This is a genomic window from Streptomyces typhae (assembly GCF_009755605.1).
Classification (GTDB): domain Bacteria; phylum Actinomycetota; class Actinomycetes; order Streptomycetales; family Streptomycetaceae; genus Streptomyces; species Streptomyces typhae.
Genome location: NZ_WPNZ01000038.1, coordinates 33,365 through 48,999, shown reverse-complemented (window position 1 = coordinate 48,999; position 15,635 = coordinate 33,365). Strand labels below are relative to the sequence as shown.

Annotated in this window: 7 protein-coding genes; 3 read left to right on the top strand and 4 right to left on the bottom strand. The window is 67.6% G+C overall.

Features of this window, described 5'->3' with window-relative positions; translation table 11 throughout:
• Positions 1–65: 65 nt before the first annotated feature.
• The 4 genes from GPA10_RS40110 to GPA10_RS40095 form a co-directional block, all read right to left on the bottom strand.
• Entirely contained in the window at positions 66–3,362 is a 3,297-nt protein-coding gene (locus GPA10_RS40110) for a type I restriction endonuclease subunit R (RefSeq protein WP_343041859.1), read from the bottom strand.
• A complete protein-coding gene (locus GPA10_RS40105; protein WP_198351854.1) occupies positions 3,359–4,675 on the bottom strand; it encodes a restriction endonuclease subunit S in 1,317 nt (438 codons plus the stop codon). Before GPA10_RS40105 ends, GPA10_RS40110 begins: the two co-directional genes overlap by 4 nt.
• Positions 4,672–6,690: a type I restriction-modification system subunit M gene (locus tag GPA10_RS40100; RefSeq protein WP_343041858.1), complete on the bottom strand. Its 2,019-nt coding sequence runs from the start codon at positions 6,688–6,690 to the stop codon at positions 4,672–4,674. Before GPA10_RS40100 ends, GPA10_RS40105 begins: the two co-directional genes overlap by 4 nt.
• 93 nt (positions 6,691–6,783) lie before the next feature.
• On the bottom strand, positions 6,784–8,994 hold the full coding sequence (locus tag GPA10_RS40095) for an N-6 DNA methylase (protein WP_157169718.1): 2,211 nt from the start codon (positions 8,992–8,994) through the stop codon (positions 6,784–6,786).
• Positions 8,995–9,222: 228 nt separating this feature from the next.
• On the opposite strand from GPA10_RS40095, the gene GPA10_RS43560 reads away from it, so the two are divergent.
• Genes GPA10_RS43560 through GPA10_RS40080 form a run of 3 tightly spaced genes read left to right on the top strand, consistent with a single transcriptional unit; the run spans position 9,223 to position 15,608 of the window.
• The gene (locus GPA10_RS43560; RefSeq protein ID WP_157169717.1) at positions 9,223–10,890 is read left to right on the top strand and encodes a PD-(D/E)XK nuclease family protein; all 1,668 of its coding nucleotides are present in this window, start codon (positions 9,223–9,225) and stop codon (positions 10,888–10,890) included.
• On the top strand, positions 10,877–12,076 hold the full coding sequence (locus GPA10_RS40085; RefSeq protein ID WP_198351853.1) for a pPIWI_RE_Y domain-containing protein: 1,200 nt from the start codon (positions 10,877–10,879) through the stop codon (positions 12,074–12,076). The genes GPA10_RS43560 and GPA10_RS40085 overlap by 14 nt, the downstream gene beginning before the upstream one ends.
• A complete protein-coding gene (locus GPA10_RS40080) occupies positions 12,069–15,608 on the top strand; it encodes a pPIWI_RE_Z domain-containing protein (RefSeq protein WP_157169716.1) in 3,540 nt (1,179 codons plus the stop codon). The genes GPA10_RS40085 and GPA10_RS40080 overlap by 8 nt, the downstream gene beginning before the upstream one ends.
• Positions 15,609–15,635: the final 27 nt, after the last annotated feature.

The following is a 15,635-nucleotide window of genomic DNA, read 5'->3' as shown; positions in this document are numbered from 1 at the left end:
GAAGGGGGCGGCTCCTGGTGGGCGTCATCTGGTAGCCGCCCCTTCGCCATACGCCCGCAGTGGGCTCAGTGGGTGTCGGGGAGGTTGTGGCGGCGCCGGATCAGACGGTACGCGGCCGTACGGGCCTCCTGGAGGAGCTGCCCCTGAAATTCGGCATCGGAGAAGTAGCGTTCGGTGAACTTGGTGTCCGCCTCGGCCCGTTCGATCATGATGTCACGGAACCTCTTGTTGAAGGGGTGCTCGAAGTCTCCCTCGTTGCGGGCGGCGACGGCGGCATCCTCCAGGTCCGGATCTTCCGCGGCGGCGACGATGCGCTCCTCGTACATCACACGGTCAGCTTCGCTCAGCCCAAGGCCGTAGCGGACGTTGAACTCCTCGATGAGCTCGGAAAGGAGGATCTTGTCCGGGTCTCGGTGGCCGCCCACGCCTTCGGCACCGTAGGGGGCGAGGTCCTCGACGTCGTCGTCGGTGAGGCTGATGTCGTAGTCGCCGACCTTGGTAACCCGCATGTGCGTGAGGTCCATCTCCCCTATGTCGAGGGAGGGGTCGTACGGGGGCGGGGGCAGGATGTTGGCGAGGTGTTTGCCGTAGAGGTAGAGGCGTTCGAGGCCGATGTCGACGCGCGGCATGAGCTGGGACAGGAAGCCGTATTGGCGTAGGAAGCCGCGCAGGTCGGCGCGGAATTCCTCGGCGGCGTCCCAGTCCTGTTCCTGGCGCTCCACGAAGCGAGCACGGGCGGCGTCGGTGTGGCGGTAGAGGGCTGCGTGGGCCTTCTCCCAGCGGCGGGCGCCGGGCTCACCGATGGTGGCGGCCCCGTTGGCGGACTGCGCGGTGGCCAGGGCCCGGACGAAGGCGTTCATCTCGTCCTCGTACAGCAACTGGTGGTTCATCACCTTGCGCTGGGAAGCGTAGAGGAGGTTGACGTCGGCGGGTTCGGTGCGGGCCTCCTTGAAGTAGGGGGCGTACTCCTTCTTAATGTCCGCGGGGTCGTTGACGAAGTCCAGGACGAACAGATCCTCCTGGCTCTTGCGCGGGTGGGTGCGGTTGAGGCGGGAGAGGGTCTGGACGGCGGCGACGTCGGTCAGCGGCTTCTCGATGTACATGTGGGTGAGGAGCGGCTGGTCGAAGCCAGTCTGGTACTTCTCCGCGACGACGAGGATGCGGTACTCGGTGCGCAAGGGCGCGCCGCCCGGTTTTCCGGTGCGCAGGGCGGCGTAGCGGTCATCGGCGCGGGTGTAGGCGAAGGCGTCGGGGAGTTCCTTCTCGGAGACACCGTTGAGCTCGGACTCAGTGACCTTGACCCTGGTGACGACTCCGTCGATCTCTTTCTCCACCTCCAGCTCGCCGGAGAACGCGACGAGGACGCCGAGGTCCGCGCAGTCCAGGTCCTTGGTGGCCTGCACCAGATGTTCGTACATCTTGTACGCCGCCTGCCGGGACCGGGTGACGACCATCGCCTTGGCCCGCCCGCCGAGCCTGCGGCGCCCGTGCACGGCGAAGTGCTCGACGATGATCTCGGCATGCTGGGCGAGGGTGGTCGGGTTGAGATAGACGAACTTGGCGAGCTCGCCCTTTGCCTTGCCCTCGTCCACCTCGATCTGCTCGGCACCGTCCTTGGCGACCCGCCAATGGGTCGTGTAACGGGTGTAGTTGCGCAGGGGGTCGAGGATGAAGCCCTCCTCGATGGCCTGCTTCATGGAATAGAGGTGGAACCCGCGCTTGAGCTTGGTGTCCGGGTCGGTGACACCGAAGAGGTTGAGCGTCTTCTTTTTGGGCGTCGCGGTGAAGGCGAAGTACGACAGCATCGGGTGCATCTGGCGTGCGGCAGCGGAGGAGGTCAGGAACTCCTCCTCGTCCTTGCCGGCCTGGTCCTTCGCTCCGAGTCCGCGCAGCACCTTGCGCATCTTGGGCACAGAGCTGCCGGTCTGGCCGGAGTGGGCCTCGTCCACGATGATCGCGATTCGCTTGTCCTGCAGGCCGGTGACGCCTTCGAGGATGTGAGGGAAGGTCTGCGCCGTGACGATTATGATCTTCGTGCCGGTGTCGCCGAGGGCTTGGGCGACCTGCTGAGACTTGGCGCCTTCGGTCCCTTTTACCCGGCGGACCACGCCCGGCGTGTGGTCGAACTGGTAGATGGTGTCCTGGAGCTGGTCGTTCAGGACGGTCCGGTCCGTGACAACCACGATCTTGTGGAAGACAGGCTTGTCGGCCTCGATACGCTCTTCGGCGACCGCCTTCGGATCGAGCGCGCCCGGCTCGGCGGAGCCGTGCAGCACGGAGAGGTGGTGAGCGAGCCAGCCGATGGTGTTGGACTTGCCGGAACCGGCGGAGTGCTCGACGAGGTAGTTCTGGCCCGAGCCGTGGTACGCGGCGTGAATGGTGAGACGGCGGACGGCGTCCCACTGATGGTAGCGGGGGAAGATCAGGGTCCGGTTGTGCACGGACACGCGACGCGGCCGCCCGCTCTTCGCAGCGCCCTTCTTGTTCCTTGGGTCCTCGACATGCAGGAACCGCTTGACGATCGCCATCCAGTTGTCCGGCTGCCAGACCTCCTCCCAGAGGTAGGCGGTGCGGTAGGCCGGTCCGTTCTCACTGTCGGGAAGGGGCGGGTTGCCTGCGCCTCCAGGATTACCGGGTCCCTTCGACCCCTGGTTGAAGGGGAGGAAGAGCGTCTTCTCGCCCTGAAGGCGGGTGGTGAGGAAGACGAGCATCTCGTCGACCGCGAAGTGCACAAGGGCCCGCTTGGCGAAGATCAGGTCTTTCGGGTCACGAGTGGTGCGGTACTGGCGCTTCGCATCCTCGACGTTCTGGGGGTTTTGGGACGCTGAGCTCTTAAGTTCGGCCGTCGCGAGGGGAAGCCCGTTGAGGAACAGGACTAGGTCGAGTTCCCGGGTGTGGTCGGGCGCGTAGCGCAGGCGGGGGGTCACCGTCAGGCGGTTGCTCCGGTAGTTACGGAACGCGTCCTCGGCGATGGCGTGCGCAGGCCGGAAGTAGGCGAGTTCGATGTGCAGGCCGCGGTCCTTGACGCCGTTGCGCAGCACGTCGAGCGTGCCGCGCGCGTCGATTTCGCGGGCGACCAGCTTGCCGAACTCACGCATGGCGATGCCGGCGGCTTCGGGGCTCCCCGCCTCGGCGGTGAACTCCTTGAGTCGCTCCAGGACGGCGGGTTGCGTGGCGCCAAGGAAGATCCACAACTGGGCCGTGTCGAGACCGAGCTCGGGGTTGTAGGCGCCCTCCCCCCGCTCGCCTTCGTGCCAATCGGAGGCAGTGAGGGCTTCGACGATGGTCCGTTCGAAGGCGTACTCGGAGTCCGGGCGGGGTTGTACGGGAGCGGTGGCAGCGGGGGCGTTGTTGCGGGTCACGGGGCCTCCACTCCTCGGGCGGTGGTGACGTCGAGTCGGCCGGTTACTGCTGCGGTGATCAGGGCCTGGCGGCGTTCAGCGAGCACGTCGAGTTGATGCTGGAGAAGGTCTTTAACCTCACGGTCGGTCTGTGCTGCCGCGTCGAGCTTCTCAACGAGCTTTCGCTGAGTGGCTGGGTCAGGGAACGGAAAGCGCTGCGGGCGGAGTTGCTCGCGGGTGAGGTGGGTCATCGTGCTCGCATTGCCTTGCACGGCGAACACGCGGAGCCGTTCGGCAACCAGCAGGCAGTAATACAGCCAGCGTGGAAGATCAGTCCCACGAGGGCGGATCCGGTGCAGTGCCTTCTGGTAGTACATCTCGAGACCCTGACTGTCCCAGACAGCAGCTCGGCCCGGCCAACTACCGCCTTCACACACGAGTACGTCACCCTCGCGCAGACGATAGCGCCGCCTCTCATGCGGGGGGAAATTCATCTGCGCCAATTCCTCCACGTCCACGTGATCCCACTGCACGTTGGCGACACGGAGATAAGGGCGCAGGTGTTGCCCCTTTGCCCGCTCCTCATTGAGCATCTTCCCGAGCTCGACCTCAAAGTGATGCGAGACGGCGGCGACCCGCCATGAGGCGGGGACCGTTCCGATCCAAGAAAGCTTACTGTCCTTGCGGGGACCATCCACGAACTCTCCGCGCACGGCGGCATATGCGCGCGAAATGGCACCTTCATCGACCATGTTCATCTGCTGCTTACGGAGTTCGTGGACCTGGTCGAAACGCGCCGTCTCGGTGTCGAGGAAATCGGCGATGCGCTGTTGTACGTCTAGCGAGGGCAACGGCACTCTCAACTGTTCAACGTCTGGCATATAGATCGTCTTGTGCGTGGAACCGGCTGCGATCCGCTTGAGGTCCGGAGCCATAGCTCGCAGTGCATGCAACAGAAAGCGGGGATCGAGTCGCGGCCCGCAAGTCCAAGTTGCGAAGTCCTGACTTGTGGCCATATCTCGTCCCATTATCGCCGAGAAGCCAACTGACGCGGTACGGGAGAGAATTACCGTGCCCGCAGGATGCCTGACCGCAGCAGAGTTCGCCTCGCCGAGTTTACTGATCTTCTCCTTCGTCTCCGTGATGAAATCAACTTGGTTGCTGCGCAACTGCCAAACGTCAGCCAAGGTAATCCACGGAATGGTGCAGTCTCGCCAGTACTCGGGGTTGCTTCGGCTCGGTGTATGGCCGGATCCCAGTCGCGCGACAAGTCGGATTGGTACCGTAGGCCACTGTGAGTCAGCAAGCCATGGAGCGACCTGAGTTAGGCTCACTCTGCCACCTTCCCCAACAACCCCTGAATCCGCTTCTCCAGTCCCTTCAGCTCCGCGTCGATCTCCGCCAGCGGGCGCGGCGGCTCGTACACGTAGAAGTGGCGGGTGAATGGGATTTCGTAGCCAATCTTCGTCTTCTCGTGGTCGATCCATGCGTCGGGCACGTGCGGCAGCACCTCGTCCTTGAGGTACTGATTCACGTCCTGGTCCAATGGCACGTTCTCGTAGTCGCGCAACTCAGGGTCTGGTTCCGGCTCACCATTCTTCATTTGCACCTCCCCCTCCGGGTCGCGCACGCCGATGACCTCACGCAGCGCCTTCTGGAAGGAGGTGTTGCGGCTCCACGGAATGCGGGCCTCGGCGAGGGCCGCGTTGACCGCCGCCCAAGCGAGCTTCTTCCCCGGCCACGTCTTCCCGAGAAGCGGCTTCAGAGCGTCCGCGAAGTACTCGACGCCCGCCTCCCCGAAGTGCTTGATCATGCCCTTGGACTCGCGGGCCTCCTCCAGCGTCTCCTCGGTCACCTCGAAGCGCAGCTTCAGCGGGCGTTCGACGGTAATGCGCTGGTAGCCGAAGTCGTCGTTGTCGAAGAGCTTGACCTTGCCGTGGAACGCGTGAGACTCGTTCTCAGCGATCTCCAGGCCGTCGGCGTAGAGCTTCATCACATGCGTGATCTGCTCCTCGCTGATCACCTTCCGCTTGTCCCCGAGGGACTTTCGCATCTTGACCCACTGGTCGCGGGCGTCGACCAGCATGACCTTGCCCTTGTGGGCGGAGGCCTTGCGGTTGGTGAGGATCCAGAAGTACGTGGAAATACCGGTGTTGTAGAAGAGCTGGTCGGGGAGCGCGACCACAGCCTCCAGCCAGTCCTTCGTGAGGATCCAGCGGCGAATCTCGGACTCGCCGGACCCCGCCGCTCCGCTGAAGAGCGGCGAGCCGTTGAAGACGATGCCGATGCGACTGCCGCCCTCCTCCACAGGTCGCATCTTGAAGATCATATGTTGGAGGAACAGCAGCGAGCCGTCGCTGATGCGTGGAGTACCCGCGCCGAAGCGGCCTCGGTATCCCAGGTTGTCCCGCTCGTCCTCGACCTCCTTCTGTACCTTCTTCCACGCCACACCGAACGGCGGGTTGGAGAGCATGTAGTCGAAGCGGAGGTCCTCGAACTTGTCATTGCTGAGGGTGTTGCCGAGCTGAATACGCTCGATGTCCTGATTCTTGATCATCATGTCGGAGCGACAGATCGCCCAGGACTCGGGGTTGAGTTCCTGCCCGAACACATACACGTCGGCGTCTGTGTTGTGCTCGTGGATCACATCCTGACCCGCGTTGAGCATGCCGCCCGTGCCAGCCGTCGGGTCGTAGATGGTGCGCGTGGGTCTGCCGACCTTGAGTTCCCCGAGGTCCGGGGTGATGAGGAGGCGGGTGATCAGCTGGATGACCTCGCGCGGTGTGAAGTGCTCACCGGCGGTTTCGTTGGACTCCTCGGAGAACTTCCGGATGAGTTCCTCGAAGGCGTACCCCATGACGTGGTTGGAGATCGCCGTGGGGTGAAGGTTGTAACCTGCGAAAGCGGCCATGACCTTGTGGAGGAGCTTCGTGTCGACAAGGTGCTGGATCTGCTCCTCGAAGCGGAACTTCAGGAACACGTCGTAGGCATCCGGTGAGAATCCCTGGACGTACCGCGGCAGATTGGCTTTCTCCTCCTCATGGCCGCCCACGATAGAGGCGAGCGTGAGGCGCGTCGTGTTGTAGAAGGAATGGCCGGACTTGGCCGGCAGGAACGGGTGAGGGTTCCTCCCCAGACCCGTCAGACGCCTGAACTCGGCGGCCACCTCGTTTCGCGTCGGCGCCAGCACGCATTCAAGGCGCCGCAGCACAGTGAACGGCAGGATCACCTTGCCGTAGTCCGAGCGCTTGTACTCGCCCCGCAACAAGTCCGCCACCTCCCAGATGAGGTTCGCGAGCTTCGTCGCCTGTGCGTACTCCGCGGCGGCTTGGGCCTTCGGATCGGTCACCACGTCCGTACGTCCTTACACTTCTTGGGAGTTGGGGTCAGGGGAACTCGGGGGCACCGGGAAAGCCGGGCCGGTGGCGGCAAGAGCGGGGATTCACCGAGCAACGTCGGCCCGTGCACCCGCCGGCGCGTCGTGGGCCTCCGCACCGCCCCGGCCGCGCAGTGCCCCCGCCACTGCCTCCGTGGCATCCCTGGCCAGATCCTGCCCCATGTCGTGCACCGTGCGCAGGAGGCGGCTGAAGTCGGCCACGGCGCGGAACGCCGCCCCGTACGCGCGCTGCCGGTCAATGGGGAACAGTGGGACACGGACACGGCGCGGGTCCAGGCGGGTGTGGGAACCGAGACTGCTGGCGGTGGAGGCGGCCTGGTGCGCGCCTTCCACGCTGGAGAGGAAGCCGGCCAGGTACCAGGGATCCAGGATGTCGGTGTTGGCCACGCGGATGTGGTGCAGGGTGGCCGCCGGGTAGGCGTCCGCATCCTCGGCGGTGGCGACGCGGGCTACGACGCTGCGGGCGGTTACGGGCAGCAAGACGTCACCGACGCGCACCGGCTGGTGCTGGACGATGTCGTCGGGGGCTGGACCGACCTCGGACGGCCGCCGACCGGTCACAACGTCTCGCGCGGTGAGAAAGAGAGCCTCCCCGGGGCCAGGGGTGGGGGGCGGAGCAGAGCCGGTCTGCCCACGGTGGGCATCGGCAGCCGGACGTTGGCGCTCCGTGTGGGCGGGGCGGCGCAGCACCACAACGCCGCTCTTGGCCAGCTCGGCGAGGGTGGCGATGCGGACGCCCGCGCGCGCTGCCTCCGTCAGGTCCGGCAGGTCAGGGAGCGCGCCGACGGTGGGCAGCGCGGACCTGAGCACGCGCAGGGTCTCGTCCACGGCGGTGCGGCCCGCGTCCAGAGTTTCGGCACTCACGCCGAGTGTGGCGGACTGGGGCAGATGGCGGCGAGGGGTCAGGTCCACGTCGTCGTCGAGGAGATCCATCACGGGGACCAGTCGAGCCACGCCGGGGCGTTCCGGGAACGAGAAGGCATCGCCATCGGCCGCCGCCACGTACCGAGCCCAGAGATCCTGGATCAGCATGCGCGGGTCCTGCTCCTCCCCGCTGTCTGCCAACAGGACGCGGGCAGGAGGAAGTTCACCCGGTTCAGGGCGGCGCAGAACCCAGATCTGCAAGGCGAGTGCGTAATGGGCCGCGTACCCGGCGGGAAGGGAAATCACCGCGCGTAGCGCTCCACGGCGCAGAAGTTCCTGGCGGATGCGGCGACCGGACGTACGGAAGGCGACCGCCGGGGGCAAGAGGAGGACCACGGGCGCACCCGGAGCAGCATGGGCCAGGGCCTGCTGGATCCAGGCCAGTTCCGACTCGCCGCGCGGTGGGATGCCGTACTCCCAGCCCACATGGTCGACGAGTTCTTCGTGGCCCCAGTTGCGGTCGGCGAACGGTGGGTGACCGACGACGGCCGTCGCGCGCCCGGGGCGGAACGCGGGGCGACGCAGGAAATCGCCGGTGTGCACGTCGAAGGAGACGGCCGTCGCTGCCGGATCGGTGTTGCGGAAGGCCAGCCGGAGGGCGGCGAGGAGGGCGAGGGAGTGGCTGAGCTCCTGGCCCCGAACGGGGGTTGCACCCAGTTCAGCGGCGGCGAGGAGGAACGTTCCGCTACCGCAGGAGGCGTCGAGAACCGGACCCTCAGTGGGCGGCCCGGCGAGGGTAACCATTAGGTCGGCGAGCCCACGGGGGGTGGCGGCGAGGCCGGAGCGGGGGCCCTGGTGCAGGAAGCGGGCGCACAGGTCGTCGAAAGTGGCGCGCGCGCCGTCGGCTGCCGCGGCCTCGGCGGCGGTGGCCAGGAGGGCCAGCAGCCGAGTGCCGAGCTCGTACTGAAGGGAGCTGAGGAGTTCACCGAGACTACCGACCGTGCCGCCGGGAGCCTCGGCGAAGGTGTGCTCGGCGCGCTCCATCATCCGGACCAGGTCCGCCTTGTCCCGCGGGCTCTGTGCACCGGGGTAGCGGTGGAGATGGAACAAAAGCAGGCCGGTGAGGGCCAGGGCGTCCTCGGCAGCACTGCCGGCCCTTGCGGACTCGAAGCTCTGCCACAGCCGCTCGGCCACCGCGATACGCCGGGCCTTGCCCTGGCGCCCGAGCCACTCCTCGACCTCGGCGAGGTCGAATCGGGGGCTGCGGTCGGTGCCGCCCACGGGCTGGGGGAAGTCGTCGTGCCGCTTGCGCCAGTTGCTGACGGCAGTCGGTTTCACCTCGGCGAACCGGGCGATGTCCGCCGCGGTCACCTCCACTCGGCCTGTCGTCATACTCCTCGGCTCCTCGTCTTCCGGCAGCTCGGGGGGGTGGTGCGCGGTCGACCCTACGTGAATTCGAGTGCGATGGCCAGGATCACAATAGAAGGGACTCTAGATCACATGTCTTGGTTGGCTATGTTCACGCTCTCGGATGGTACGGTCTCACCACGGTCGCCTCAGGGGGCCGCAGCGACGGGTGGGGTGTGCCGTAGGCACCGCAGTTGCCAAGGGAGACGGACCGTGCAGGACAGTGGCAGGGGCGGGGCGGCGGTGCCGGAGTGGCCGCCCCCGGAGGGGATGACCGGCAGCGGCGCGCTGATTCGGGTGCAGGCTTCGCACGCGACGGACGGCCAGTACACCTGCCTGCGCTTCGCGGAGGGCAAAACGCGGCCGAACGCCTGGCCTGGCCGCCGCATCGAGCGGCCGAAGCCGTATCTGGAGAACTTCGTCCTCGGCCTCGTCCTGGCCGCTGTGCGACGCGTCGAGTGCGAGGGCATGGCCCCACAAGACGCCGTGCGGCAGGCCGAAGACTCTGCCGGGCGTTCCCTCCACCGGGCCCAGCACCGCTTCCTACGGCACGCCGTAGAGCGATGGCTCGAACGCGACCGGCCCAAGGAGGCGCCTCCTGTGATTCCCGCTGCCGGCCCGTGGGTGCGGATGCGGGAGGTAGACGGGCGGACGTGGGAGCTGACCGGCTGGGGGGCCTGCCACCACAACCCGGGACGGCGGCTTCGCGAGTTCTCCTTCCTCTGCTACGGCAGCGCCGACCCCCGATCCGTCCCGAAGGACCGCATCGCGATCGCCGCCCTCGCCGCCGCCCTCGGGGAACCCGCACGGCAGGGCGCCAAGCCCTGGCACCCGTATCGGCTGCTCGGTGCCGAGCCCGTCGACCACGTGCGTGTGGCCCTCACCGGGCTGCACGACGGCTCGTACCGGCTCCTCTTCGAGGGCGGGCCCGACCAGGTCCGCGCCTACTACAAACAGCATGCCGAAGCGCGCGTCAAGGAGATCGTGGGCGGCGGCCCCGCAACGCCCGGCGGCAGCTGCGCGGGCTGCCGCCGGCTGGAGACCTGTGACGCTCCGGTTCGTTTGCCCGGCCTGCTCGGCATCCCCGCCGGCCGAGGCCCCTTCCCGCTGCGGGAGCTGTCCGCCAGCCACCTGCGCTACTACCGCAAGTGTCCGCAGATGTACTTCTCCTACGCTCAGCACCTCCCCCGCACCCGCGAGTACTCCCCGGAGAACCAGCTCGGCAAGGCCATCCACGCCCATCTGGAGGCCAACCACAGCAGCGGTCTCCTGACGCCGTGTGGGGGCGCGGACATGCCCTGGAGCGACACCGCCTGGGGTGACGGGGAGCTGCGCATGACCGGCGAGTGGGCTCGCATCGGGTCCAGGATGCTCGCCCAGCACATCGACATGTGCCCGTTCCTCAACGACGGCGTCACGACCGTGCTACCCGAGCCCCGCCGCGCCTTCTACGATCCGCACGCCCATGCCGTCCTGATCGTGAAACCGGACCTGCTCTACCTGGAGCATGGCTCATGGGTGTGGCGCGAGACCAAGACGACTCAGAGCCCGGATGCTTGGATGAGCCGGGACCCCTTCACCACCGACCCGCAACTCGCCCTCGCCGCCGTCCTTCTTGCCGACGGGGCCTTCGGCGGCACCCCAACGGGCTCACGAGTCGAGCTGGAGGTGCTGCGGCCGGACAGTGGCGACCCTTCGTACATCGAGCCGTGCAACGAGCCCAAGCGCGTCGAAGCTGCCCGTCGGCTTGTGCGGGAGTACGTCGATGCGTGGCGCGGTGACGAGGTCTTCACGCCCAGGCCCGGCGCCCACTGCCGCACCTGCCCCGTTACCGAGTGGTGCGCGAGCGCCCCCGAGGAGGTGCGTCGTGGCCGCCGTTGAACCCTCGGATGTCGCAGGTGCCGAGTCCGAGCGACTACTGAGGCTGGTCGCCACCGCCTTGGTACGCCTGTCCCAGTTGCGCACGCCCGCCGATCCCGTCTACCCCGATGTCGTGCAGGCCGCCTACAACCATCTCGTACTCGTCTGTCTGCGCACCGGGCGTCCGGCCCCCGGCAGTGTGCCGCAGCTCGCCCGGTGGGCGGCTGCGCGCCCACTGGCAGACTGGTGGCCGTATCTCCTCGAAGACCAGCACATCGGTGACCTGCGGCTGGTCGACGCGGACACCGGTGCACCCGCCCAGGAGTGCCTGGAGTGGGCCGTCTTCGCACCCGATCCGGCTGCCGAGCAGATCGAGAACGCACTGCTCAAGGAGGCACTCACCCTGTGCCGGGCGGCCAAAGCCCCCGACTCCTACACCGCCTTCCGTAGGCTGCTCATCGAGCGCCCCGTCCTGACCGGTGTCGAACTCGCCCTGCTCAGCGCCTACTTAGACCTGTCACCGCTGCTCGACACCGTGAAGCGGTGCTACGAGCCGGTCACCGCCGCCTATGTCAGCCATGGGCAGTGCACGCTGTGCGACGGTTGCGGATGTCTGCTGGTGCCCTTGCGGGACGACGGATACGCCTGCACGCTCGACCGTTGCCGCAGGAGGCCCGTAGCCGTCGGAGAACGCCTCAAACCCGGGGCCGACGGCGGTCTGTACCTCCTCACCAGGCCGCTTCGCGTCTTTATCACCGGCCCCGGACTGGCCGAGACCGACCTGGAACGACGGCTTGTCGCACTCGGCCTTGACGTCTCGATGTGGCCCAACTTCGACGCGTACGACCTCCGTGTCGTCTTTCCTGACGGCCGGGCATGGGGCATCGACGTCAAGGACCGAGCCAACCCCGCGCTGCTGGGCGGGACCACCACCGCCCTGCGCGGCGAACCGCCCTACGACCGGGGACTGCTCGTCGTGCCCTCCTACAGGTTCAACGAGAGGGACGGCTACCGCGAAGTCTTCCACCACCATCTGCCCGAGGGAGTCGAAGGCCACGTCAGCCTACTCACGGACGAGGAGGTCGTGCGGCAGGCGAAAAGCACCCTGGCCCGCAGCGTGCGGCGCACCGAGCCCGAAACCGCCCGGCCGGCGCGGAGGATACATCGAACGACACCGAAACCCCAGGAAGGAGAGCTCGATGCGTGACCGCAGCGGTTGGCACCGCGGGCTGACCGCCCCCTTGAAAGACGCATGGAAGGACGGACCCCGCTCCTTCAACCCCGGCGATCTCCTCGATGTGGAACTCGGCCTGTACCTCCTGGAGTCGGTCATGCCGGGCCGAGCCGCCGTCGACACGTGGACACTCGTCAGTGGCTACCCGTTCGGGGAGGCGTTCGGCGACATCACCACCGACGCGCAGCGACTGCGCGTCCGGCGAGCTCGGCACTACCTGCTGCCCCTGCGCAGGCGCCGGGAATGGCTGCTCGCTCTCGAGTCCTACCTCGCCGTTCCCCAGGAACTGCGCGGATACGATCTCGCATCCGCGGAGTCCGTGCCCGTGCGTCGCTCGCCCGCGCGGGCCGCACGCCGCTTCGAGCGCTACGAGAAGGTGCTCGGCGAGCCACCCCCGTACGCGCGCCACCGACTGCCGCACGCTCAGGCCGGAGACTACGTCTTCCCCGTCCGCGACCGCCGGTACGCCGTCACCTTCACCGAGGACCTGCTTCCGGACGGACCGACGGCCGCACATGACCTCGATGCGCCGCTGCCCGGCAAGGGTGAGCCGATCACCGTCGAGTGGCGTGAGCTGGAGGCCGCCGCACGCCGCATGGACGCGATCGAGTCACAGGCCCCGGACACCGCGCGTGGCCACTGGCTGCAGCGCCTGAGGCGCGTCGAGCTGTTTGTACGCGACGAAGGACGGGGCAAGTTCGAGCAGAGCGACACCCTGCGTATCGACCGGCTTCTCCACCTCGTCGGCATGGTCGGCGCCGGCAAGAGCACCCTGCGCGACATCCTCACCTTCTGGGCCGTCACCGAACGCGGGCTGCGGATCACCGTCGTCGTCGGCGATGTCGCCGAAGCTCTGTCCCTCACCGGACTCCTGGACCGCCTAGGCGTGCCGACCGCACCCGTACTCGGCCACTCCACGCGTGAGCGCCATATCCAGCGACTCCACCGACGCATCGCGTCGAGCGGCGCCCCGAGCCTCCTCACCCACTGGCACGACGGCTTCGACCACGTCAATAGCGCCTGCCCACTCGACGCCCTGCGCGGCATGGAGGCGGAGCGACCGCTGCGCGTCGGTGAAGCGCCATGCGGAAACCTCTATGAGGTGCGCCGGACACCCACGGAGGCGGCGGACCCGCGAGAAGGGCTGTTCGCCAGGGAGGGTTCCGAGACAGACCCTGATGACGATGGTGAGGCTCTCGACGGGGCAGCGGCCGCCGAACCCGCTGCGAGTGCCGCGTCCACGGACGACGAACGCCCGCAGCGTCACGGCTGCCCCCTGTGGTCCCGCTGCCCTCGCCATCACTCGGCCCGTCAACTCGTCGACGCCCGGGTATGGGTGGCCACTCCCGCGAGTCTCGTCCACACTGCTGTGCCCGAACAGCTTCAGCAGCAGCGGCTACGTTACCTCGAACTCGCCTGCCGGATGAGCGACTTGGTCATCGTGGACGAGGCGGACCGGGTGCAGATGCAGCTCGACACAGCGTTCGCTCCCGCCACCACTCTCGCCGGACGCGCCCCGAACTCGTGGATCGACGAGGTCGCTGCCCACGCCCTTGCCGAACTCGCCGGTCAGGCGCGACTCCAGCTCTCGGCGCGGGACATCGACGACTGGACGAACGCTACTCACACCGTGCGCCACGCCACCGACCGGCTGTACTCGCGCCTCATCCAGAACCGTGCGCTGCGCCACTGGATCACCCAGGACTACTTCAGCGCGGTCACCCTCCACCAGTGGCTCATCAACGCCTGGTTCCCCGACCTCAAGGATGTGGACGAAAGCACCGTGTCCGAGGGGATGCCCGAGGCCCAGCGCCTTGCGCAGCGCGAGCGGATCGACGGCGTACTCAACCGTTTCCGTGACGACCCGCTCCAGCCCCGTACCTCCGATACCGAACCCGAGGGGGACCCGGCGGGGACCGCGCTCGTCAACGAGCTCGTCCATCTCACCCTCGGTCTGCTGCACGCCCCTCACGGCTCAGACACCCGCACCCAGGTGCGGCCCGTGCTGGAGCGGCTCCTCAACGGTGCCGTACGACTCGACGACGGACCCGACCCCCACGTGCCCCGGTTCGAACTCACCTTGGTCCTCGCCGCCCTGCACCACCGGCTCAACTTCATGACCGGGCTCTGGCAACGCGTCGAGGCGGCCCTCAATCTGGAGTCCGCCTCCAACGTGCTCTCCCGTCGCCCGCCCCGCGACTACGAGCCCGTAATGCCCGAGTCCCCCATGGGCAACGTCCTCGGCTTCCAGTTCCAGCTGGACGAGAGGAGAAGAGAGGGCGAGCAGAGCGGCGAATTGCGCTTCTTCCGCTGCAACGGTGTGGGACGCGAACTCCTGCTCGGCCTGCCCGACCTGCCGACGGTTGACGGCCGGCCTGGCCCGCACCTGATGCTGATGTCCGCCACCAGCTGGGCCGGCACCTCCAGCCGCTACCACGTGCACGCCGACGTCGGCGCGGTGCTTCGCCCGCGTAAGGAGGAGGTGCGCGCCATCCTCAACACAGAGTTCCGCAAGGAGTTTCTGTACTGGCCCGGAAGTACAAGACCGCTGCGGCTGTCCGGCTGTGACCCGGAGGAACGTCCGGCCGCCCTCGTCCAGATGCTGCACCAGCTCGCCGAGCCCGACCGCGGCCTCACCGGCTCGGTCAGCGCCCTCCAGCAAGAACTCGACGACATCGAAGACCCCGAGAGGCGCCGCTTGCTGCTCCTCGTCGGCAGCTACGAGGAGGCCCGCAGGGCCGCCGAGTACCTCAACTCGAACCCCGAATGGGCCGGTCGGGTCTCCCGGCTCGTCTCCGACGACGCCGACCTCGACACGGCCTGGAGCGCCTTGCCGCGTACCGCCGAGGCGAAGGCTCTGCGACGCGGCGACGTGGCGGGCTGGGCGCGCGGCGGCCAGGCCGACGGGGAACTCCTCGTCGCCCCGCTCCTCGCCGTAGAACGCGGCCACAACATTGTCGTTTCCGGAGGCAAGGCAGCCATCGGCACCGTCTACTTCCTGGCTCGCCCCCACCCCCGCCCCGACGACATCGCGCTCGCCGTGCAGGCCGTCAACGACTGGGCGGTGCGGCAGATCCGTGGCCCGGGCGAGGGCCTGCGGCACCTCGCCCGCCGGGAAGGCACCCCCGACCGGGCGGGGCTCGCCTTCCGGCGCGACGCCCGACACGCCTGGAACCGCTTCCTGACTCGCCGACTGTCGTGGACCAGCCTCCCCAAGGCCGAGAAGGAGGCGTTCACCTGGGACCAGCTGGTCGTGATGTGGCAGGTCATCGGCCGCCTTGTGCGGGGCGGAGTGCCCGCTCGCGTCGTATTCGTCGACGCCGCCTTCTCACCGCGCGAGGCAGGCCTCGCAGCCACCGACACCCCCGCCACCAGCCTGCTGGCGAGCATGCGCGCACTCCTCGCCCCCTACTTCAGTGCCGAATCCGCCGTGCCCGAAATCAACAAGTCCCTGGTCGAGGCCTTGTACGAGCCGCTGTACAAGGCACTGGCGGACATGGACTGACGCCCCCGCCGGCACTCCCGCGCCAGC

Bases quoted from the DNA above. Each gene is read 5' to 3' on its own strand.
- GPA10_RS40095 (WP_157169718.1), bottom strand. From the start codon at position 8,994: ATGACGACAGGCCGAGTGGAGGTGACCGCGGCGGACATCGCCCGGTTC.
- GPA10_RS40080 (WP_157169716.1), top strand. From the start codon at position 12,069: ATGCGTGACCGCAGCGGTTGGCACCGCGGGCTGACCGCCCCCTTGAAA.